This is a genomic window from Cohnella soli, from assembly GCF_042655525.1.
GTDB lineage: Bacteria > Bacillota > Bacilli > Paenibacillales > Paenibacillaceae > Cohnella > Cohnella soli.
Window position 1 is genome coordinate 57,614 of sequence record NZ_JBHSMI010000056.1, and the last position, 22,349, is coordinate 79,962.

15 protein-coding genes and 1 tRNA gene are annotated in these 22,349 nt (G+C 49.5%); 7 read left to right on the forward strand and 9 right to left on the reverse strand.

Going from position 1 to position 22,349, the window contains the following annotated elements:
- Window positions 1-46 precede the first annotated feature (46 nt).
- The 3 genes from ACFPOF_RS27635 (at window position 47) to ACFPOF_RS27645 (ending at window position 5,062) form a co-directional block, all read left to right on the forward strand.
- Window positions 47-1,990, forward strand: a complete 1,944-nt coding sequence (locus tag ACFPOF_RS27635) for an ATP-binding cassette domain-containing protein (protein WP_378138621.1) — start codon at window positions 47-49, stop codon at window positions 1,988-1,990.
- Window positions 1,990-3,792, forward strand: coding sequence for an ABC transporter ATP-binding protein/permease (locus tag ACFPOF_RS27640; RefSeq protein ID WP_378138622.1), 1,803 nt, complete (start codon window positions 1,990-1,992; stop codon window positions 3,790-3,792). The genes ACFPOF_RS27635 and ACFPOF_RS27640 overlap by 1 nt, the downstream gene beginning before the upstream one ends.
- A gap of 106 nt (window positions 3,793-3,898) precedes the next feature.
- Complete coding sequence (locus ACFPOF_RS27645; RefSeq protein WP_378138623.1) at window positions 3,899-5,062, forward strand: alpha-hydroxy-acid oxidizing protein; 1,164 nt, start codon at window positions 3,899-3,901, stop codon at window positions 5,060-5,062.
- Here the strand turns inward: ACFPOF_RS27645 and ACFPOF_RS27650 are convergent, their stop codons facing one another.
- Complete coding sequence (locus ACFPOF_RS27650) at window positions 5,063-6,838, reverse strand: leucine-rich repeat domain-containing protein (RefSeq protein WP_378138624.1); 1,776 nt, start codon at window positions 6,836-6,838, stop codon at window positions 5,063-5,065.
- A 260-nt stretch (window positions 6,839-7,098) separates the two neighbouring features.
- On the opposite strand from ACFPOF_RS27650, the gene ACFPOF_RS27655 reads away from it, so the two are divergent.
- Window positions 7,099-7,175, forward strand: a tRNA-Met gene (locus ACFPOF_RS27655).
- An 85-nt stretch (window positions 7,176-7,260) separates the two neighbouring features.
- Here ACFPOF_RS27655 and ACFPOF_RS27660 read toward each other — a convergent pair.
- The 8 genes from ACFPOF_RS27660 to ACFPOF_RS27695 all read right to left on the reverse strand — a co-directional run bounded on the left by ACFPOF_RS27660 (window position 7,261) and on the right by ACFPOF_RS27695 (window position 18,962).
- The gene (locus tag ACFPOF_RS27660) at window positions 7,261-7,617 is read right to left on the reverse strand and encodes a nucleotide excision repair endonuclease (protein WP_378138625.1); all 357 of its coding nucleotides are present in this window, start codon (window positions 7,615-7,617) and stop codon (window positions 7,261-7,263) included.
- A 141-nt stretch (window positions 7,618-7,758) separates the two neighbouring features.
- Window positions 7,759-10,917 carry an S-layer homology domain-containing protein gene (locus ACFPOF_RS27665; RefSeq protein WP_378138626.1) on the reverse strand — a complete coding sequence of 1,053 codons (3,159 nt, stop codon included), beginning with the start codon at window positions 10,915-10,917 and terminating at the stop codon, window positions 7,759-7,761.
- 103 nt (window positions 10,918-11,020) lie between these two features.
- Window positions 11,021-12,007, reverse strand: a complete 987-nt coding sequence (locus tag ACFPOF_RS27670) for a response regulator (RefSeq protein WP_378138627.1) — start codon at window positions 12,005-12,007, stop codon at window positions 11,021-11,023.
- 4 nt (window positions 12,008-12,011) lie between these two features.
- Window positions 12,012-15,035 carry a hybrid sensor histidine kinase/response regulator gene (locus tag ACFPOF_RS27675; protein WP_378138628.1) on the reverse strand — a complete coding sequence of 1,008 codons (3,024 nt, stop codon included), beginning with the start codon at window positions 15,033-15,035 and terminating at the stop codon, window positions 12,012-12,014.
- 6 nt (window positions 15,036-15,041) lie between these two features.
- The gene (locus tag ACFPOF_RS27680; protein WP_378138629.1) at window positions 15,042-16,244 is read right to left on the reverse strand and encodes a pectin acetylesterase-family hydrolase; all 1,203 of its coding nucleotides are present in this window, start codon (window positions 16,242-16,244) and stop codon (window positions 15,042-15,044) included.
- Between the two features lie 15 nt (window positions 16,245-16,259).
- On the reverse strand, window positions 16,260-17,258 hold the full coding sequence (locus ACFPOF_RS27685; RefSeq protein WP_378138630.1) for a DUF1835 domain-containing protein: 999 nt from the start codon (window positions 17,256-17,258) through the stop codon (window positions 16,260-16,262).
- 28 nt (window positions 17,259-17,286) lie between these two features.
- On the reverse strand, window positions 17,287-18,051 hold the full coding sequence (locus ACFPOF_RS27690) for an SDR family oxidoreductase (protein ID WP_378138821.1): 765 nt from the start codon (window positions 18,049-18,051) through the stop codon (window positions 17,287-17,289).
- A gap of 86 nt (window positions 18,052-18,137) precedes the next feature.
- Window positions 18,138-18,962: a MerR family transcriptional regulator gene (locus ACFPOF_RS27695; protein WP_378138631.1), complete on the reverse strand. Its 825-nt coding sequence runs from the start codon at window positions 18,960-18,962 to the stop codon at window positions 18,138-18,140.
- Window positions 18,963-19,181: 219 nt separating this feature from the next.
- Here ACFPOF_RS27695 and ACFPOF_RS27700 point away from each other — a divergent pair, with 219 nt between their 5' ends.
- From ACFPOF_RS27700 to ACFPOF_RS27710, 3 genes are all read left to right on the forward strand, one after another.
- Window positions 19,182-20,084 (forward strand): phosphotransferase, encoded by a 903-nt coding sequence (locus ACFPOF_RS27700; protein ID WP_378138632.1) that lies wholly within the window; start codon window positions 19,182-19,184, stop codon window positions 20,082-20,084.
- Between the two features lie 163 nt (window positions 20,085-20,247).
- Window positions 20,248-21,321 (forward strand): hypothetical protein, encoded by a 1,074-nt coding sequence (locus ACFPOF_RS27705; protein ID WP_378138633.1) that lies wholly within the window; start codon window positions 20,248-20,250, stop codon window positions 21,319-21,321.
- A 7-nt stretch (window positions 21,322-21,328) separates the two neighbouring features.
- On the forward strand, window positions 21,329-22,054 hold the full coding sequence (locus tag ACFPOF_RS27710; protein WP_378138634.1) for a protein kinase domain-containing protein: 726 nt from the start codon (window positions 21,329-21,331) through the stop codon (window positions 22,052-22,054).
- The last annotated feature ends 295 nt before the right edge of the window (window positions 22,055-22,349 follow it).

Sequence of the window (22,349 nt, forward strand, 5' to 3'; positions counted from 1 at the left end):
CGTTTGTTATATGATGGTGGCATCACGTTAAGGAGGAACAAAACAGATGTTCGAAATCAAGAATGTATCCAAACAGTATAATGGCGAATTCGCATTGAACAATATTTCCTTTTCCATAGCCAAAGGAATGAATTTTATCGTCGGTGCATCGGGCAGCGGTAAAACGACTCTTCTGAAAATTATTAGCGGGATGGAACAAGATTTTGACGGAGAAGCTTACTATTGCGGTAAGAGCGTTAAACAATTAACTCCCAGCGAAAAAAGCTATTATTATAACAACATTTTCGGATTTATTTGGCAGGATTTTAATTTGCTCGAGGATTTATCGGTTTTAGACAATGTATTGTTACCGCAGTATTTGAAAAATAATCAAAGCCGCAAGAACGCCGAATCGATTCTAAAAGACCTCAAAATATCGGACCTTGCACAACAAAAAGTAAAATATCTCTCCGGCGGTCAGAAGCAGCGCGTTGCCATCGCCAGAGAGCTGATGAAAAATCCGCGGGTCATTATCGCCGATGAGCCGACAAGCGCTTTGGATGAAAAAACCGCGAAAGTCACAATGGATATTCTGAAAGCTATTTCTAAAAAGAGGACCGTCATCGTAGTCACCCACAATACCCATTTCATCGATCATACATCGAACGTAATAAGCTTAGATAAGGGAGAGTTGGTTACATCACCGCAAGAAGTGGTCACTACAACAGAAAGCCTTAAATATGATCAGCGCCATTCCTTATCCGTCAAAAATGCTTTTGCACTTACCAAGTCGACTATCAGAAGCAAATGGGGACGGTTTGGCGTATCGGCCCTTACTCTCATGGTGGCGGGAGTATTATGTCTGACAACCGTAAGCGGAGCAATCGGGGACAGCAGTCAAGGCGAGTTTGACAAGCTGATCGATACGTACGGCGAAGGGCTTAAAGATATTAGCGTCGTTGGCAGCTTTATGAGCGCGGGAGGAACAGACGGCAAGCAAGAAGAAAAACCGAACGCTAATGTAACACAGAATATTGGCGGCTTATATGCTAAATATGTAGACGATAAGCGTGTTGATTTTATTGCATTTTCGCAAGCGTTTAATGATATCAAAGTAACGATGAACGGCAAAGAATTCAGCATCCCCAGCACAGGCAGCGCTCCGGTCATCAATAAGCTGGTAGCCGGGAAAATGCCGACGGATAAAGCGAACGAGGTTGTTGTCCCGGATGGCTTTGTTCAAACCTTGGGCATATCCAACGAGCAGGCCATAGGGAAAGAAATTCATTTTAGCAGCAAAATATACAATTGGGACACCGGCGAGCCTGTCTTAAAAGACGCCTCCATAACCGCAACCATAGTAGGCGTTGCAGATACGACCGTCTATTACGAATATGAAGGTAAAGTATCCGAATACAGCGTGACTGACTCCTTCTTCTTCAGCAAGGTCGCACTTGACGATCTGAGAAGGCAAGCAGAGATGAAAAATGAAAACATCAACTTTACGATTCGCGCAAAGACCCCTGCCGATATGATTTCCATTAAAGACGAGCTTAACGAAGCAGGCATTGTCCCTCTTGGCAGATTCGAGCTTGTTGAAGATATTGTTCGATTAAATGCGCAAACAATCGAACAGTCAGGCTCTGCAAATGCGATCATCGGAATCCTGTCCGTCGTTATCGTGATTGCCATCTTCCTGATCACAGGCTTTATGAGAACCAGAGAATTTGCCATTTATAAAGTCAGCGGCTTTCGCAATCTCCATCTGGGCTTGCTTAACTTGACGGAAAGGATGACGGAAACCGTAACAGCGATCCTTGTGATGCTCATCGCATCGCCTCTTATTAACGTAGCCACCAAGGGCTTGTTCAGCATAAACCTATTTCATTCCAACCTGTTGTTTACGGGAGTGCCGTTGATTGCTTTAGTCGCCGTTGCGGCTTACTTTACAACAACGATTGCCATCCTGAACACCCATACCATCAAAGCTTTGAAGACAGGTGATCGATAATGATTCAGATCAATAACCTTATCAAAAGATATGGTCATTCGCTCGTTCTGGACGATATTAGCTTTACTTTGCCAAGCAAAGGACTTATTTGCCTCTTAGGCGCATCGGGCTCTGGCAAAACCACTCTGCTGAATCTACTTGCAGGCTTTGACAGCCAATACAGCGGGGAGATTACGGTTTGGGGGACGTCTATAAGCGAACTGGACGCAGATGAATTGAGCGCGTATCGCCGAGATCATATCGGATTTGTTTTTCAAAACTACCACCTATTAAGCGGCTACACCGTACTAGAAAACATCTTGCTTCCTTGTGAGCTTAATCCATCAGATGAAGAGGATTATAGAAAAAAAGCTAAAGAGCTGCTAAATAAGCTGGGATTATCGCAAAAGACAAACGCAAAAATCGAAAATCTGTCGGGCGGTCAGAAACAAAGAGTTGCTATTGCAAGAGCCCTAATTCGTAATCCTCGTATCGTGTTGGCCGATGAGCCGACAGGGGCATTGGACCGCAGCAACTCGAATGAAATGATGGCGCTATTAAAGGAGATTTCGAAAGACCGCCTGGTTATTGTGATTACCCACGATCAGAAGATTTGCGGTTTTGCCGACGATGTCGTTCATATCGAGAATGGAAAATTGAGGGCCAAAGAGATCGGCACTGGAACAGCTCTTACCGAACCCCATAAGCTCAGCTTAAATAAGGCTGTCAACGGTTCTGCGTTCAAGCGAGGACTTAAGAACTTCAACGTTCATTTCACACGTTATATGGCTATCAGCTTAGCTATTTCCATTGGCATTCTGGCCTTTATGTTGTCTCTATCTTCGGAGAATGTGATGGAGAAGTCGATTTCAGATTTTAAGGAGAAGAACACTGCCTATAACAACGGCTATATTAAAAATCAAGGCGACAACGACGGAACTGTTTTTCAACTGCTGAACTCCGATAAGCGTATCGAGAATGTGTATTATCAATACAAAATATCGGATGTTACTTTAAGCGTGGGAGATCAAACGGAAGCTTTGGCAGAGAAATGCCCCATGCCCAAGGCAACTGAAAGTATGTCTTATGGGACGATGCCCAAATCGGGTGAACATGAAATCGCCCTAAGTCCAAGCCTTGCAAGAAAATTCGGAAATGACATTCGTGACTTGCTGGGCAAAGAACTCGTCTTAGACTATGGTCATAAAGACTACAAGCTTACGATCAGCGGTATCTATAATGCGGGTTACGATGATTTCTTTGTGAGCTCCGATATTGAACAGGATTTCTACAAGGCTGTGGATGGCGATAAAACCTATTCCATTAGTTACGACGTAAAAAACTTTGAAGATATTGTACCCGTAAGTCGAATGCTCGCTGACCATCAAATCGATAGCAAAACTTCAGCTAAAGAAGTAAAAGCTCTACAAAGCACATTCAACAATCTTAGCCGTTTGTTCTTGATTCTATCTATTTTAATATTAGCGGTTGGTTTGTTCATCAGTACCGTACTGCTTATCAAGCTGCAAAATCTGCGATACAGGGAAATCGGGCTGTTGTCCGCTTTGGGATTTACGAAAGGAGCAATAGGAAAAATGATTGTAAGCGAAAATCTGCTTCTATCGGCGATGTCATCCATGATTAATGCTGTCCTTGTTGGCTGTACTTATTTCATCCGTACGACCTTCCATTTCGCCATCATGATTACGCCATTGCAAATCTTACTTTCCATCCTTTCCACAGGCGTTGTTGTGATTCTGATTAGCATAATAGCCAGCTACAAATTAATCCGTACAGAACCTGCTGTTGCGTTGAGAATGTAAATGATCCAGTCAACCGCAGAGATTATTTTCCAAGCCAATTGTCAAACCTAAAACGGAGTGATCAATTTAGGGGAAATGTCCCCACAACAGTTGAGGGGGCACTTGAATGGCTATTCATAGCGACACGATACAAATGGATATTTATCAATGCGGTGATGAAGCTGCAAGGCAATTACCGGTATCGTTCGACGAATGGGAAAACCGGGCAAAGGAAATTCTCGCCGCAGCGCCATTTGGCTACGTTTATGGCGCTGCAGGAGCAGGCGATACACATCGCGGCAATGTCGATGCTTTTCAGAAATATCGAATAAGACCAAGAGTATGTTGTGATATTACCAAACGCGACCTCTCCGTATCGATTTTCGGAACCCAATTCCCTGTTCCATTCCTACTAGCCCCGATCGGAGTCAATACCATTCTCCATCCCGATGGCGAACTTGCCCCCGCTAAAGCCGCGGCAAAATGCGGAGTCCCGTATATCCTAAGCAACGTTTCCAGCGTTTCTATGGAACAAGTGGCAGAAGCTGCGGGGGATGGGGTGAGATGGTTCCAACTTTATCCTCCGAAAGATCACGAGCTTACGAAGAGTTTCCTCAAGCGCGCGGAAAGTGCCGGATTCAAGGCTATCGTTGTCACCGTGGATTCAACGCTTCTTGGATGGCGCGAGACCGACTTACGTAACGCATACTTACCGTTCCTTACAGGACAAGGGATGGGCAATTATTTCTCTGATCCCGTCTTTTGTTCAAAGCTCAAGGAGGCCCCTGACAAAAACGTCAAAGCAGCGGCTTTGAAAGCGTTAGAGGAAGGGAATAATACGTGCTTTACTTGGAAAGAGCTTGACTTTATTCGCGAACATACCCGATTGCCCTTACTTATTAAAGGAATTACCCATCCGGACGATGCCCTTCTGGCTTTGGAGCATGGCGTTGACGGTATCATTGTTTCGAACCATGGAGGCAGACAGCTTGACGGAGCCGTGGCTACTTTGGACGTCTTACCTTCCATTAGCGAGTCGATACGGGGGAAAATTCCGATTCTCATGGATAGCGGTATTCGCAGAGGAGCCGATATCTTAAAGGCCATCGCCCTTGGCGCTACAGCCGTTCTCATCGGTCGCCCGTATGCTTACGCCATGGCTGTTGCAGGCGAGGCCGGGGTAGAAGAGGTCATTAAGCACCTTGTTGCCGAAACCGAATTGCAACTCGCGATATCCGGAAGAGGCTCCATTCAAGATGTGGACCCATCCTTGATCCTGAAAGTGAAATGACTAATAAATCAGAACCCTCTTATCTAGAACAGATTGGTTCTGAACTTGATTTCCCAAAAGATATAACTTCTGCAAACGTTCCAGCTTCGCTAAAGGCTCCACATCGGAAATCGCATTATTTTCCAAGTGAAGCAGTTCGATATGCCGCCAATTTCTCATGAATTGCAACGATTGAAGCGAATCGTCCTGTAACGTAAATGAACGCAAGGTTGTCAGAGCGGCGAAGTAAGGCATAACCTTATCGATTTCATGCAGCCAATCCCCGTTGCCTATTCGAAAAGAGGAATGGTTCAAAGTTAAATGTTCCAGTGTATCGTTCGCAAACGGATTCTGACTATTGAATTGGAACCTGCATTCCTTGCAATTTATCGTTTTAACCTGCTTTAGGCTGAATAGCGCGCTCGTCTCACCGTAAAACGCCGTCTCATTCAAATTTAAAGTTTGCAGCTTGGGCAGACGATTTAAAGCAGGAAGCTCTACAAATTCTCCGGACTCCATCGCGGAAAGCTCTTCGAGCTGCGGGAATTTTACTAATTGTGCCCCATTCAGTTCGTTGCCCGACCCGCCAATGTATACGGTCAGCGATTTTAAAGCAGGTGCTTCCAGCTTAGGGATGAAAGAACCTTCTAATTCGGCTTTCCTTAAATTCGGCGCCGAGATCGACGATACCGCGCCGCTATACCCGGTTACAGTCAACTCGGTCAGTGAAGGTAAGCTGTTCAATACTTCAACGGATTCGATTTTATAGAGAGAAGATAAACGCAACTTCGTCAATGACGACTTATTTCTCAGGCGTTCTACATTCGTAAGGTCAATGGAATCCAGATCCAGAGACTGCAAATTCGGCATGTTTTGTATGAAATCAATCGTTTTTAAATTCCTTACAAGCGAGAGCTTCAGTTCTTTTAATTGACTTAGCGCATACATCGCGCTAAAATCCGTCGCATCGCTATTCTCTAACGTTAATGATTCTAAACCGGTTAACGAAGACACCCATTTCAAATCTTTGACGAGACTTAAAGACAATGATTTGATCGGCAGCTGACCCAATAGATGAAAGTCCGTTACAGACTCGTTGATATAGGTGATTTTAAGCGAATGCAAATTCGGAAACTGCAATAATAAGGCCAGTTCCTCGTTGCTTCGGATTTGCGTGGTGAGTTCGGTTATTTTAGAGTTATCGCTAAAATATTGCGCAATTAACCTAAACGATTCGTTAAACCCGCCTGAATAGCTCTGCAGCCCTTGCAAATGCCGAAAACTGATTTTCTGGCCTTGCGAGATTTCGTATTCGCCCATGAGATTCAGCACGGTCAACCCGCTGAACGCCTCAAAATCCTTCTGCTCTATCTTCTGCGTATTCAATATTTTATCCATGACGACATAGTTGGAAATTTCAGCTTTCTCGTTCGTAAACGGATCTTCAAGGCTATAATCAAAGCTCCACTGATCATCTTTATGGCGAGCAGATAAATAGCGGATGCTAGCGAGTTCTTCTTCCGTTGGCATGGCTTCGCCTTTATTAAAAATGTCCTTCAGAAAGAACAGAAGCGCCTCGCTCTCGGGCACTGTACGAATCGGCAGCGGCGTCTCCCCGATTTCTCGAAAGGAGCGGTTGTTCCAAAAGAGATAACCAACAAATGCAAGGATCAGTATGAACGAGACAACGAACAGCCTCTTGAAATTCGCTCGAGGCTGCGATGGTGTACGAGCAGGAGCTGCTCCGTAATAATTGTTAATCGTCTGGTCGACATAATAAACGTTGTTCTCTTTCAATAATAGTTCCGCTTGGCAATACGGACATTTGAGCGTAGAAGTAGAACCTTCTTTGTATTCGATATTTCCATTACAGTTAGGACATTTCAGTAGAATAAGTTCCACGGCTGCTCTCCTAGTATCCTAGTCTCTTAAGGTCATGCTATCATCCGCTAAATTCCATTCATTATACTACACTCGTCAAGCTTGCATTTTGGATCAAACTGCTGTAAAATAATATTTCTGACCAACATTAAGTTCATATTGCTTAGTCATACTTTCGCGGGGTGGAGCAGCCCGGTAGCTCGTCGGGCTCATAACCCGAAGGCCGCAGGTTCAAATCCTGCCCCCGCAACCAACTTACAATTTAAGCTCTGCACATATACTTAAATGCCTTTAATCTGCTGAATGTGGATTAAAGGCATTTTTTCGTTGTCTGTCCCTTATTTGTACAACACCTTATCCACATTGTACTTGGCCTTATGTTCATTGATAATGAACGTCTCGTAAATTTCTCTATGAACGGGGTTCTCGACTAAACAAACCTCGATCTTGGTCACTTCATTCCGATGGTCTTTGATGTCCGACACCGTATCCTCGAAGTGCTTCTTGATTCGAGGTCTTAGCTTCCGTGCCTTACCGACGAAGAGGAGTTCATCCTTATCATTGTAGAACATGAAGATCCCCGCTTTATCTCTAGGAATCAGAATGAAATCCGTAAACCCGTAAATATGGCTTAATGTTGGGGCCTCCTGCTTGTAAATCGTAACTTCCGGAGTCGGCACTTTTATGAGTATCACTTACATCCACTCTCTCTTCTCGTCATTGTTAGATCGTCGCTACATTCATTTTATCAAGAACGGGGCGCCCTTTGCCAATCCTGATGAAAATGGCATCAGGCTGTCGAGAAAGCCTCGACAGCCTGAACACAGATTATCTATTTACTTGGTCAACTCTTCTCCGCCTTCAGGTCGAAGCGTAAAAGCGTGATCCGTCGAAGCCTCTTCGATGCTTGCGTATGCCCAGTGGGACGGAGCCACATCCGGCCAGCTCGGCTTCGCGTTCCCTTGAAGCGGCCCCCGCTTCAGCATCCGATTCAGGATGGTTACCGCTTCGGCGCGGGTGAGCTTATCGTTCGGACGGAACGTCCGATTCGGGTAGCCGTCCATATAGCCGGACAGCGCCGGGATCATGCTGCTCGCCCAATGGGACGCAGGTACGTCCGAGAATGCGCGGGAAGACGCGCTGTCCGGCTTCAGATACCGATAAGCGATGGTAGCCATCTCTGCGCGCGTGATCGAAGCGTTAGCCCGGTAGGTTCCGTCCGGATACCCGACAAGAAGCCCCGACTTCTCCGCCTTGCCGATATTCGCGAATGCCCAGTGCGACGACGCAACATCCGGGAACAACTCTCCAGCCGGATCCGAAGATGCCGGTACAATGCCGCTGTTGACTAGCAGCGTTGCCATCTCAGCCCTCGTAACGTTGCGATCCGCTCCGAATGTGCCGTCCGGATAGCCGCCGACATACTTGGCGTGGGTCCCGGACTGCCCGGCGCCGCCCCATGCAGCCATATGCAGAATCGTGAACGTACTGAACTTGTTGATGTCGAATTGCAAGCCCAGCTTGCCGTCCGCTCCGGTAACCGCCTTGCCGGTCACCACTTCTTTTTCTCCATCCGAATGCTCGATAAAGATGCCCATATGCTTCAAATACGCCGCCCGTTCTTGCGGGTCTTGCGGCAGAACGACATCTCGCAGAGGAAGCGTCAGCGTAATCGCCCTGCTGGACAAGTTCGTCTCGATCGTCATCGGACGGGCTACGACTTGGATATTTTCCTTGCCGGCAATCTTCCTGACGACTTCTTCCGTTCGGGCACGCTGCTCAATCTCTTGACGAAGTGCAGCCTCTCTAATGGGAACGAGGCGGAAGTAAAAATCTTCGTCCAATCCGTTCAGCGAAGCGATCGGAACGCGAATGACCGCGTTGTCGGTATAGATTTCCAGGTCGATCTTGTTCTTCTGAAGCACGGCCAGCGCGTTCCGCGGCACGTTCACGCGAACTTCGCCGACTTCGTCTTTGACGTCGGGGATCACGATTCTCGCTACGTGCCGATTGGCCGCCGCAGCCCGCTCGGCGACTTCTTTCGCCTTGGCTTCGTCGAACGTGACAAGGTCGGATATTTTTCCGTCGGAATGCCTTGTCCGCTCGATCTCGACTTTGGCGGTGTCGGCCGGCTGATCTCCGCCGATGACGACGTCCACCGATATGATTTCCTTGCCGCCGTTCGATGGGGACGTATTGTTGTTGTTATTGCTGCATGGCGTCGTCTGCTTCACTTGACTGCATGCGAGCATTACATCCGACCAGTAAGCTACTTTCTTATCGCCGTCCTCCACGTACTCCGCCATGACATAGATGTGCTGTCCCGGAGAGACGGCCAGCTCGTCGCCCGACTGAAGCTCCGTGTCGTAGTCGAGATCAGCCGAATCCTCGTTGACATAAGGATGTCTGACGCTTCCCGCATTGCCGATCCGATATTTCAAAGTCAGCTCGCCGTAACGCTCGTCCTGCAGACTGCCATTCGCAATCGTCGCCGCCGTCGTGCCGATCTCGCTGCCGGGCGACCATGACAAACCGCCGATGGACGGTGCCGGGTTGACCGTTTCGCCGTGCACGTTATTCCCCCAGCCGACCAGGGAACCGTCCGACTTCAACGCGATCAGATGGGACCTTCCCGCTGCGATCGCTACGACGCCGTTGAGCCCGGGCGGCGGCTGCAGTCCTCCGCCGTCTCCCCATACGACAACTTTCCCGTCTCTCTTAAGCGCCACGGAATAGTTGTCATTCGCATCGATCGCCACGACGTCCGTCAAGTTTTCAGGGGGCTGCTCAGCCCGAGATCCCCACAATCTGACCGTGCCATTTGTCAGCAGTGCCAATGTGTGATTGAGTCCCGAAGCGATGGCCGTCGTTTCCGGCAAGTCTTCATGCACTGAAGTCGCCCCGGTCGAACCTTGGCCCCAACTGACGACATTGTTATCCCACGTCAGCGCAGCCGCATGGTTATCTCCACCCGAGATGGATTTAAACGGCCCATAGAGTACTTCCCATCCCTCCGGCATCTTGGACCATCCAAATCCCCAGTTGACGATCGTCCCGTCACTCATCAGGACGGCGGGAACAGACCCGTCAAGTACGAGCCCGACGACATTGCCGTTCGGGACGTCGTCGGGAACTTCACAGCCGTCGCCCAAGGCCACGACAAAACCGCCTGTCTTTATCGCATATCCGCATTCGTTGGACGCGTAAACCGCCTGCACGCCGGTTAGGCTGTCAGGCACCTCGATCTTGTGTTCGTTAATCCGACCATAGGCCTTGACCGTACCGTCATTCTGAAGGAACAGCGTAAAGCCTTTCCCTGCCGCAATTCGTGTTTGCTTAATCGGCAGTTCGACGGCCGCCATCGTATAGGAAATCTTCAGCTTAGGACTGAGCTCACCGGACGCTGCAAATTGGAAATGCCCCTCTGAATCTTCATACGGCCAAGAGCCCGACAGGACGAGATCGAGCTTGTCCTCTTGTTTGGCGATCTTGTCACGCACCAGCGACGCAATATTAAATTTCATCCATTTGCCGTTGCCGCCTACATCCGTTATGGCAGCCTTGCGTGAACTCGGTTCGCTGGAAGAAGGCCAACCAGCCGAGGCCTCCGTAGGCGATTGGGGCGCCGTCCAGCTCCCGTGGTGCTCGTAAATCGTCAGCCCGGGCCTGCCTTCTTTATCGGTTACGTACAGCTCTAGATCAGCATCCAGCACCGTTCCGCCGAAGCCGCTCAAATCGAATTTGAGTGCGCCTGTATACGCGTAATCCCCCTTAGCGCCGATCGATATTGTATCCGGGCAGGACACGGTTGTGATCCCATTGTCCATAATCATTTTATACTCGCAGCTTGCCAGCAGCCTGCTGTCATACGTGCCCGTCGAGGGCTCCGCATTCGCTGTGCCAGCCATCGCGATCGGCGGAACCGCCAGGACAATAGCAAGCAGCAGTTGAATCTTTATTCTGGACAATAAGCGGAACATCGATCGTTCTTTCAATGAACCTCTCCCCTTCTGCAATGGAATCGTGTTGCATGGGAGAAGATTAGCAATCGAGCTCTAAACATTTTCCAAACAAATCGATCAATCGCCTTTATTCATATTACTCCTCATAAGGATGCAGCTCGAGCAATTTGCGCAGCAGACGTTCCTTCAGCGATGAGTCAATCTCATGCTCCGCCCATTGCTCGAGATGCCGAACGACTGCCTCGCGCAGCTCGTATCTTCTGCTATTCGCCCAACCGTAGTTTTCCGTCTCGAAATAATCGCCGCGATAGAGCGACAGCAGTTCCTCCGCATCGCTCGCCCTTCTCCCATTCCCGATTAACTCTTCCAGCCGCGTCACATCGCATGCGACTTCGTCGGTTCGCATCCAGTAGCGCTCATCTCCGAAACCGATCATTTCCGGACAGCCGGCCAACTTCAGTGTATTCCGCAAATAGTACATCGTCGTATGGAAAAGCGCTTGCGCGCGTTCTGCATCCAATTCCGGCCACACATGCTCGAGTATGCGATACCGATAAACGGGAGTTCCGCTATGGTGCCACAAATAACCGAACATTTCTTTCGTCTTCTTCGTCCGCCATGTGATCAAACGACCTTCGGCATCGTACAGTTCCATGCTTTGGAGCAGCTTCAGAGATAACGTTCGTCTGGACGGCTCGGGGGACTTCATGCTGTCCCGGCTGCGGGTCAATCTGTCAGCCTCTGCCCGCCGAGCTGCTTTCTCGCGGAGCTCCGCGTGCCTCTCCAATGTTTTGACAAGCCGATGCTTGGCTACAGGCTTAAGCAAATAACCGATCGCTTTCGTATCGAAAGCATCTACCGCATACTGATTATGAGCGGTCACATATACGATATCCGCGTCGGGAAAAATCGCGAGAAGCGCGGCCGAAGCCGCAAGTCCGTTCGTCTCCGGCATCTCGATATCGAGGAAGATCAGATCCGGCTGCACCCCTTCGGACTGCGCAATCGCATCGGACACGAGGCGGAATTTACCGAGTACCGTTACTCCGCCGACCTCCTGCAGCACGATCTCCATCACGTCGAGCGCGATTTCCTCGTCGTCAATCAATATCGCCTTTACCACCGCTTTATTTCGCCTCCGGTATGTGCAGCTTGATCTGCGTGCCTTTGCCTACGCTGCTGTGAATGTCCAATCCGCCGTCGCACGCCATCTGAAGGCGTCGGTTCACATTGCCGATGCCGACCCCTGCGGCTCGCCCTTCTCTCAGTACGAGCAGCAATTCCTCGCCGATGCCGACGCCATCGTCTTCCACCGTTATTTCCGCTCTGCCTTCGCGCCTGCATGCGGCAATCCGCAGCGTGCCTCCGGACGGTTTCGGCCCGATGCCGTGCCGGACCGCATTTTCTACGATTGGCTGAAGCGCAAGCGGAGGCAACATGCAATTGAAACCCTCTTCGATCTCTATTCGGACAGCCAGCCAGCTGCCGAAACGCAGCTGCTCGATCGCCAAATAGGCCGTGACCAATTCCAATTCGCGTTCGAATGGAACGAGCTCCCCCGAGAACACGAACGTAAATTTGGCCCGCAAGTAGGTCGTCAGATGGTGAATCGTCTCTCTCAGCTTGTCAACGTTTTTATAACTAAGCCCCACGAGGGCATTCATACTGTTGTAGAGGAAATGCGGCGTAATTTGGGCTTGCAGGAAATCCATTTCCCGACGTACCGCACGTTCCGAAGAGCTCTTCATCGCCAGCAGCGACTGTACCCTCGCCCGCAATTCGGCTAACTCGAACGGTTTCTGTACGATATCGTTCGCGCCGGCAGCGAACGAGGCCACGATATCTCCCGTCTGACCGGAGGCGGTCATCATCAATATCGGCAGCTCCGCAAGCCCTCGCAGCAGTCGAATCTCCCGGCATACGTCAAGGCCGGAGATGCCCGGCATCATCAGATCAAGCAGCAACAAGTCCGGTTTAATCTTCCGGCGGCGCAAGGCATCAAGCGCTTCTTCTCCGCTTCCGACCGCCGTATACCCATAACGCATGGAAGAAACTTCATCGATCAGCACCTTCAGATTGGAAGGTTCGTCGTCTACGATAAGAAGGTGAAAATCGGCCGCTTGATTGTCCCGCATCGGCGCGAACAATGGGGATGTTAAGACCTCCTCGACAGCCGCGGCGGTTGCCGCCTCTTCCGATGCCAGGTCGATCGGCAGCGTGAACGTGAACCTCGAGCCTGCGCCGACCGTGGATTCCGCCTCCAAATTGCCGCCTTGCAGTTCGACCAGTTGCTTCGCAATGCTCAGCCCCAGCCCTAATCCCTCACCGGCATCCCCCGACTCCTCCAACTGTACGAACGGCTGAAACAAGCCGGCGATTTCATGCGCGGGAATGCCTCTCCCCGTATCCGACACCGAGATGGCCAGCTCGTCCCCCCTCCGCTCCGCGGAGAGGATTACCGTCCCTTTTTTCGTATATTTCAGCCCGTTTTCCAGCAGGTTGTACAATATTTGCTTCACCCGGTTCTCGTCCGCTAGGACGAGCGGGAGCTTGGCCGGCAGCGAGTTGATGAGCCGCACCTCTTTATTGACCGGCGAGATGGACAGCGTCTCCATGACGAACCGAACCGACAGACCCAAGTTGACTGATGTCGTATGGATCAGGAGTTGTCCATGACGAATCCGATTCAGATCGAGAATATCGTGCACGAGACCCGCAAGCCTTCTGCCCAGCAGATGCAGCATGTGAATATTGTCGCGATGTTCCGCCTGAAGAGGTATCGTCTGATTGTCCAGCAGCGCCTGCGACAAGTTCACGATCCCGTGCAGCGGCGTTCGCAGCTCGTGTGAGGTCTTGACCAGAAATTCGTCTTTCTGACGATCATATCGCAGTAATCTTTCGGACAACCGTTCGCTTTTCCGGTAATTCTGCTGAATTTGTTCGGACATGAGCAGCGCTTGCGACAAAACAAGCAGCGCCGGCGTCACGACCATATAATAGGGATTATCCAGCGCTAGCTGGTAACGCAAGTGTGCATATAACCAACTGACAAGCAGGAAGAAGATGCCCAGCGTCATATAATGTCTGCTGTGGTTCTCGCGGCTTCGGCTTCGGAAGACAGCATAGAACATCACCCCGAAGGCGGCCGCTCCGATCGCGATCCCGACGTCGAGGAAGCTGACCAAATATCGATTGGGAAGCAGCACAATTGTCGCAAGGTACGCGTAGGACAATCTGCGAAGCCATACAAATGCAACGTTATCCCTTTCCTTCAGGTAACGGTATACATAAAGCGTGAAGAAGAAGAAAGACACGAGCGGCAATAGGAAAAGCATTTTCTGAAGCCATGGAAACGTCAATCCGGGCACGAAACCAAGCGCCAATATTTCGTTATCGATGCTAAAGAACAGTCCGAGCGCCAGACAGAAAAGGCAAAAATACATCAGATGCGGCTCCCGTCGCCACTGTCTGAACATGCCCGCATAATACAACCCGAACGCAAGCAGGATCGTCGTCAGAATCATATCGGCGAGCTTGGAATCTTCGCGGCGGTTCATCACGTCATTCGCGAGTCCGAATTCCGGCGGCTGAACCAAGCCGCCTTCCAAGTAGTTAAAGCTGGCTACCTGAATAATAATCTCGACGACTCCCGAATCCGCTTGGACGGTGCCGAAGAAAGGCGCATTGCTCGGCACGAAGCCTTCCGCCGATAAGGTGGGTTGACCATTGCCGCCCAAATCGATGCCATTCATGAATATGCGGCTGGACATTCTGATTTTTTTCGCCCGTATGCTGAACAACGCCGCTTCGTTCGTACGGACGAGCAGCCGATACGTGCCTGCTCCGTAACCGTTCTTGTCTCCCGAAGCCAGCTGGCTTTTCCAGCCTCCGGGCACTTGAACGAACCGACCCCCGATTTCCCCGCCAGATCGAAAATCTTCCGGCCCTAGCAATTTTCCTTCATAGAACTTCCATTCCCCGCGCAGCGAGAGGACGCCATGCTTCGAGAAATCCCATTTCGACGCGTCGAGCACTCCGCCGCTCGCCCTCTCGGCTTGCGTCGGGGGACTTAGCCATTGAAACACATTCACGATTGTAACGATGACGAACACGCCGATCATTCCGAGCAATATGGCATTTTTCCTAACCAATACAACTCAGCCCTCTTTCTCGACAAAACGCCGCCCCACGGAGTAATATTGATCCTTATTGACGGCGTCGTCCAGCCACTTCATCAGCTTCACCCCGTCCTGTTCGGCTTTGTAGAAATGATTTAGTGGGGAGAGCGTATGCGGTGTCCTTCCCGTCTTCTTGTTAAGACCGTAATCCGTGATGAAATAATAGTAGCCTGGTAATCTTTCAGTTAGCTCTCCGGCAGATTGCAGCATGCGGGCCGACCAGCGATGCACATATTCGTCATTGTCCGAGACGTCACCGTTCAGATCCTTTTCAAAGTCGAACAGCAGCTCATCATAAAGCGTATTGGACTGCAAAAGTACCGCGTTGTCCGGAAGCAGCTTGCGGTTCGCCGCGAATACGGATGAAATCAAATCGCCGTGGACTTCATAACCAAAGGTTGCCGCAAAGTTGGCCTTCCATTCGTTATCGATAATATCCGGCCAGCGGTCGGCATTTAAGTAGGAACTGTCCGAATATTGATAAATGCGGGAATCCGGGTAGCGTCTCGCAATCTCAGGCGTCCAGAAAGCAGCTCCGAATCCGCCGGCGCTTTCTCCCGCAATAAGGATCTTTTCCGGCGAGGCAAAATGGTTTGTTATCCATTCCAATGCGGCGCGCGTATTGGCTTGGCCGTTGTAACGCATTGTAAACGGCTTGCCTTTGGCGTCCTTATATTCCTTGGATGTATTTCCGATATGTAGATCACCAGTAGAATAAGGGATATATACGATATTCCAATCCTTGAACGGATTGTTAGGGTTATTATTTTTCAAAATGCCGCCAAGCGTACTTACTTTAAAGAATGGAATGTTCGGAAAGTAATATTTGATCTCGCCGCTCTTCATGATATTGCCCAGACTGATCGGCTGCGCGGCAGTCTCCGCATCCCAGGCCACTCCGCCCCCGGAAAAATAAATGATCAATTTATTTTCGGCAGCTGCTCCCTCATTGGCAAGCAAATAGTACTCGGAACCGTCGGCAGACATCACTTGTGCATCCTGGTCGAACTTGATTTTGTTCCAGACATAGCGCTTCGCAGCAGCCCATTTATCCGGTTCAGCCGGCTTTTCAAGGACGAAGAAATAAACATAACCCGCTAAAGCGCCCAGCACAAGCACAATGCCGCCTGCCGCAATCAGGAGAATCTTGTTGATTCTTTTCGCTGTTTTCTTTTCTGCCACACGAAGACCGCCTTTTCAACCCATTTCGATATCAACCAATTGCTTTCTCTCCGTGTCCCAGCGCCATGTTAATCCGCCATGCAATCGCAGACCGCCGTACCACTCATCCATTCCTTTCACATTCACCCAATCCTTTTCTCCAACGGCTACCTCCAATCCTAGCTCCGTTAATGCAACTTCGCAATTTTCGAAGGACGGGGCCATTTTCTGTCGATAATCAGGAAAAGCATACTGACCCCGCAGCTCTAATAATGCATTCGGCTGCTGTGACATACTCCATAGTCGATACCAAAACTCCAAATCGCCCATTCCTAGCACACTCAAACGGTTCCCGACCTCTTTAAAAAGTTCGCGCGGGTTGTTTATCCCTCTCCTGATCAGATCTAAGGCTGTTTGCTCTACGATCCCCAGCCCATTCTTTACGGAAGGCAAACGGGATAAGTGCAGTTCAAGTGCCGCGTTCGCGAAGGGCAGCGCCGATGTGTCTTCATGCAAAATTTCTACATGCCTTTCAATTTCCGGGGAAGCGTATGCCTCCCAGATCCTTCTACCTGTTTCAAGCTCCTTCTGTCCGATCCTCTGCCAAGTACCGGATAAGGCTTCCAATTGTCTGGTTGTAAGCTGACCCAATCCTCGAAACAAATCAATACCTGGGTAGTCGCCGATACACAGTAAATTTAGTTTTGTGTGCCCTAGTGTCCGCTTTGAAAACCAATGGAGCAAATAGCTTAGCATGAGCTGATCAAACAAATCATGCTCGAACCATAACACAATTTCATCGTATTGGTGGTAGTTCTGCAGGATTTGTTCCTGCGACTTATAGTTTGTCACATAGTCATCTGCCGAAATGCCCAAGGTTCTCTCCAAATATTCCACTCTCGGCGACCAGGGCTCCTCCATATTAACGGATACCGGACCTACTGGATACACTTCTCTCCAGACCAGGACGTCTCCGCGAATATTCCCCTTCCTTAACTTATCACCGACAAAATCTCCGTTGACAATATGCAGCATCGAGACTCTCCCTTCGTAAAGTTGTAGCTTACAAATGCGAACCGCCTGTCGCATCTAGCATCTGTCCCGTTACCCAGCGGCCGTCCGGGGATGCCGTGAAGGCAACGATATCCGCGATATCCGTAGGCTCGCCTACACGCCCAAGAGCTGACATGTCTACGGCAAGCTTACGGCCTTCGGGCGTATGCAGCCATGATGCGTTGACGTCCGTATCGACAATACCAGGCATTACTGCATTCACGGTAATCCCCCTCGGACCCAGAAGCTGAGCCAGGTGCAGGGTGAATGTATTTATGGCGCCTTTGGTCAGGTTGTAGGTCATCAAATGCGGATAAGCAATTCTCGTCACTCCCGATGAGATATTGACGATACGACCGCCGTCCCGCAGCCGTTCGAGCGATTGTTGGACGAGGAAGAACGGTGCCTTGACGTTGACCGCGAACAACCGATCGAATTCCTCTTCGCTCGTCGCTTCAAATGATGATGACGTGCCGATCCCGGCATTATTGACCAAAATATCGAATCGATTGGTACCTGTTCTACGGATGAGTTCATCATCCAGGAACTGAAGGAGCCGCTCGACTCCGTCTAGCGAATCCAATTCGGCGCCTACGGCGAACGCTTTGCCGCCCGATGCTTCGATCGCAGCGACCGTCTCCGCCGCTGCGTCTTGCCGGCTACCGTAATGTACGGCGACAAGCGCACCTTCGGCGGCAAGACGCAACGCGATCGCTCTCCCGATTCCTCGGCTTCCTCCCGTGACAACTGCGACTCGACCTTCTAAACGTTTCATACTCATGAAAACCACTCCTTATCATTAAGTTGATGCTATGATAAACCCTCCCCTTGGGGGGAGGGTCAAGTTGGTTTTCAAGTTTTTCAGACCCGCACAACAGGAACGATTGCCTCTGCCTTTCGCAGCTGGCCATAGATGTCATTGTCAGACGTCAAATAAATATCGCGAACTGGAATCGTCTCTAGCGGCCGGTAGCCCTGATCAGCGATCCACGACTGCAGTACTTCGCTTGCCTTATAATTGTCTTTATACGGGTCACTCCGATGGACGTAGGAAGCAGCTTCCTTCACGCCGGGTAATTGATGAACCTTGACCCGGTGGCTGTCAGGGATCGGTTTTGAGACGGGAATTGCGACCTCAAAGTCCGAAGGCTCTTCGTTGCCATCAGCCCTCCTATGCCAGATGATTGTCATCTCACGGTCCGACTCTTCGCCTTGCGAGCGAACATACTGCTTCAGCTCGTCAAGCAGTAGACACAATCGGCCTCTCGGCAAATTCTCGCGGATAGAGGCGACGAGAACCGGGTCCACGCTTCGCACGGAGAGCTTCCCTTCCTCCGTGTCCTCTGCTGCCTTTTCGATCCTCACGAGTCGTTCATCAACCCCCGCAAGCTGCCGCTGAGCCTCTTGTATCTGTTGCTCCAGATCCTTCCGCTTTTCAAGCAAAGTACGCTCTACTTGCGTCAGGGCGACCGATCCGGTCAGCAGCGGTCGCATCATTTCGAGTGTTAAGCCCTGCTCTTTGAACCCATTAATGCGCCGGATGGTCAGCAACTGCTCAGCTGTATACAAACGATAGCCCGATTCTTCGTCCACTTGCGCAGGCTTTAACAAGCCGAGTTCATCATAATGACGCAGCGTCTTCACCGTCACGCCGCTTAGTTTCGCGAACGCCCCGATCTTGAACAATCCACTCACCTCTTTCCAGCAGCTTTCTTGATCCTCTTATTTATAATTGTAAGCCCCTTCCATTAAAATGTCATTACGGTTCACCCTGCCATCCGAAACGGCAAGTTTTTAATTGCTCACGCGGCGTTAGACCATTCATACTTCCCCACCATGAATAACCTAGAAATAGCTCCTTCAGATTTATGAGAGGAATGGACAAATCAATAAGGGGGAGTGAGCATGAGGGTATCCATTGGGTCAAGGGTAGAACAAATGTACGGAATAAAAATCAGAGATACTTTTCAAATACGCGATGTTTACAGGATCCGAACCGCCGACGCGAGCTATTGTTTAAAAAGTTATGTTTTCCCGGAAGACGAGGTCCGTTTCATTACCCGCATCTTATCCTACATGGATGAGCATGGATTTACCCGCGGTCAAAAAGTTTACCCTACATTGGAGCAATCCTCCTACATGACTCATGACGGCGTTTCGTACACGTTAACGAATTGGGTCGACGGACAGAGACCGGTCTTTGCAATGAAGATAGACTTAAAGAATGGGGTTCGAACTTTGGCCAAGTTCCATTCCATTGCCGAAGGATTCCCTTCAGCCGAAGCCCCGGTCGCAAGAATCCGATACTCGGGACTGAACCACGAAGTTTCGGAATATAAACAACTGCTCAGCCAATACAAAAACTCAGAGCATTTAGCAGCGCTTTGCGAGGAAGTGCTGGGCTACTTGCATCAGCCCAAAGTCTTAGAGGCCGTCGATGCAGAACAAAAGGCTTCCGCATTTGTACATGGCGATTATAATTATCCCAATCTGATGAAAGACAAACGGGGAAAATTGCATTTGATCGATTTCGATAACAGTTCTCTCCATGCAAGAATGAAGGATTTGTCCCACATTCTTCATCGAAATTTCGTGTGGAACGGTGCGGAGATGCTTCGTTGGATCGACTATTATCAGAGATACCGACAATTAAGCTCTTCTGATTTAAGTCTCCTGCATGCGCTTTTATCTGCCCCTTACCATGTCGTCCGAAACATTAGAATCGGCGGCATTCGTTTGGCCAAACGGGTTATTCCGACATTAGCGCATATGAATAAATATCAACGTGAGCTTAGGGCGTTATTGTAATCTGAACAGCCTGCACAGCGCGTCCATAGATTGGCGAAAAAGGTACAGGCATGTGCCTTTTTTTGATGATCAATTGGGTACGATTCCGCAAATATATAGGTTCTAAGGAATACTCCCCTCATAAACTGTCACTATGCTATGGACAAGGGGATGAGGCAAAAGCATGGTACCCGAACTTCATTTATTTATCATATGGGAACACGCCGTTCCGCTAGTACAATCTATCATGATGGACCTTCTTACTAAATTCACAGTCAAAAAGGCTTTTCAGATTTATTGGACACCCGCTCTGTTTGCCGACAATCTCTCACGCTTCTATGGTCAGAATTTACCTTCAGGATCCGAAAAAGAACAGCACTGCGGAAGAGGCGCTTTTTTCTGCATCATCGTAATGGACGAGCATCCCGTGTATGCACCGCGGCAAACTTCCAAAGGAACGCTTCCGGTCAATGCCAATGTTTTTGATGCCAAAGCTCAATACCGGCAATGGGCCGGGGGAGGCCATCGTATACACGCGACGAATACTCCGAAGGAGTGCAACCGGGATTTGACTTTACTGTTCGGTTGCGACCCGGATACCTTTATCCAATATTATCCGGGGGCGTGGGACGGACATTGCCCCGTTCTACATCAAGATTTGTTGGGAACTCACGGCTGGCAAGACCTGAGCCAACTTTTTTCCGCGCTTCGTTCCACTACGGACTATGTTGTATTGCGTAATTTCGAATGCCTGCCGGACACTTACCATACGGCGCTGCACGGCGATATTGATTTGTTGGTCCGCGATTCCGTCGACGTCGCTCTGTTGTTAAATGGGAAAAAGGTATTTCCGGAGCCCTATCGTATTCACTACCAGGTTCATGTTGGAGGACAACCGGTGTATTTCGATTTTCGTCATGTAGGAGACGGCTATATGGATGAAGTATGGGAAAGGGATATTTTGAAACGCAGGACGCTATCGCCAAAGGGCTTCTTTACCCCGGAACCAAAGGATTACTTTTATAGTTTGCTCTACCATGCATCCGTCCACAAACCGTCTATTGCCCCGGATTATTTCGCGCGGTTGTCGGCGATAGCCGAACGTATGGAAATCACGGGGTTTTCCCCTTCTACTATGATGGATCCTTATAGTCTTAAGCATTTCATGGATACGTACATGCAACAAGAAGGATATCGCTATACCGTTCCTCGCGATCTTTCCGTATTCTTCAATCAAAGTTTTTTTGAAAAAGGATGATGTTCCATTGACTGTCCCTGTTTGGCTTCGTACCCATATGGAGAGCATGTATCAAATTGTTAATCTCAATTCTTATTTGGATTCATACGCCCATCATGGCTTTTATTACCTCGAAGGAAATTCTGCCGTAGACGGCAAAAGGATATTTGTAAAGATGGACGGTACTTTGGGGGAAGCGGCGAGTCGCGAAGCCATCATCATCCAAAAACTAGCCGCGCAGAAGGGAAATATCAACTTTCCCCGCCTCATTGCGTACGAAGGGAGCGGACCTCTATCTTTCGTTGCATTGGAGTGGATTGACGGCATCCAGTTGGAAAAACTTCTGATGCTGAACATTTATCTTTCCTATCGGCAAAGACAATTCTTGTTGAAGCAATTGTGTGCCATACTAGATACGCTCCATGAAACTGAAATCATTCATCGCGACATACGGCCCGCTAACATTATGGTTGAGATGCGTGAAGAAGAATGGCGATTGGTATTGATCGACTTCGCTTTTTCTATCGGAAAAGACTCGAACACCTTCAAGGAGCTCGCCTTTTTTTTAGATCGTCCGGAGCTCTTGGAGGGTTTGGGGGGAGAGTGCTATAAACCGGAAAGTTACAAATGGGACGATGCCTATTCCATTCGCGAGGTAGCTTGCAATATCGATACGGAATACGAGCGAAACTTTCCGGAAATCTGGAATCACCTCAATTCGATGCAAGACAAACTCGTTCATTTGGGTCCCTGAAGCTCCGAAGCGAAAAGCGAGCTGTACCCTTGCGGGGCTGTCCCAAAAGTGTTCACATGACAGGCGAACGTCCCTATTCACACGTGAAAGGACCTCAATTTCCACCACATCAATGTGGGGGCTGAGGTCCTTTCTACGACGGTACAATCGACGAACAACCGACGATTGCTTCGAATGAGCGTCGAACGATTAACAACTGGACGAGGTATGTGTATGGAAATTCACACAAAATCGGATAAATCGGCAACCGGACCGGGTATGTGTATGAAAATTCACACAAAATAGGGTAGGTCGG

What these genes read in the sequence shown, in the direction of transcription:
- ACFPOF_RS27635 (WP_378138621.1), top strand. Translation starts at nt 47, where the DNA reads ATGTTCGAAATCAAGAATGTATCCAAACAGTATAATGGCGAATTCGCA.
- ACFPOF_RS27640 (WP_378138622.1), top strand. Translation starts at nt 1,990, where the DNA reads ATGATTCAGATCAATAACCTTATCAAAAGATATGGTCATTCGCTCGTT.
- ACFPOF_RS27645 (WP_378138623.1), top strand. Translation starts at nt 3,899, where the DNA reads ATGGCTATTCATAGCGACACGATACAAATGGATATTTATCAATGCGGT.
- ACFPOF_RS27685 (WP_378138630.1), bottom strand. Translation starts at nt 17,258, where the DNA reads ATGCTGCATATTGTCAACGGAGATTTTGTCGGTGATAAGTTAAGGAAG.
- ACFPOF_RS27690 (WP_378138821.1), bottom strand. Translation starts at nt 18,051, where the DNA reads ATGAAACGTTTAGAAGGTCGAGTCGCAGTTGTCACGGGAGGAAGCCGA.
- ACFPOF_RS27700 (WP_378138632.1), top strand. Translation starts at nt 19,182, where the DNA reads ATGAGGGTATCCATTGGGTCAAGGGTAGAACAAATGTACGGAATAAAA.
- ACFPOF_RS27705 (WP_378138633.1), top strand. Translation starts at nt 20,248, where the DNA reads ATGGTACCCGAACTTCATTTATTTATCATATGGGAACACGCCGTTCCG.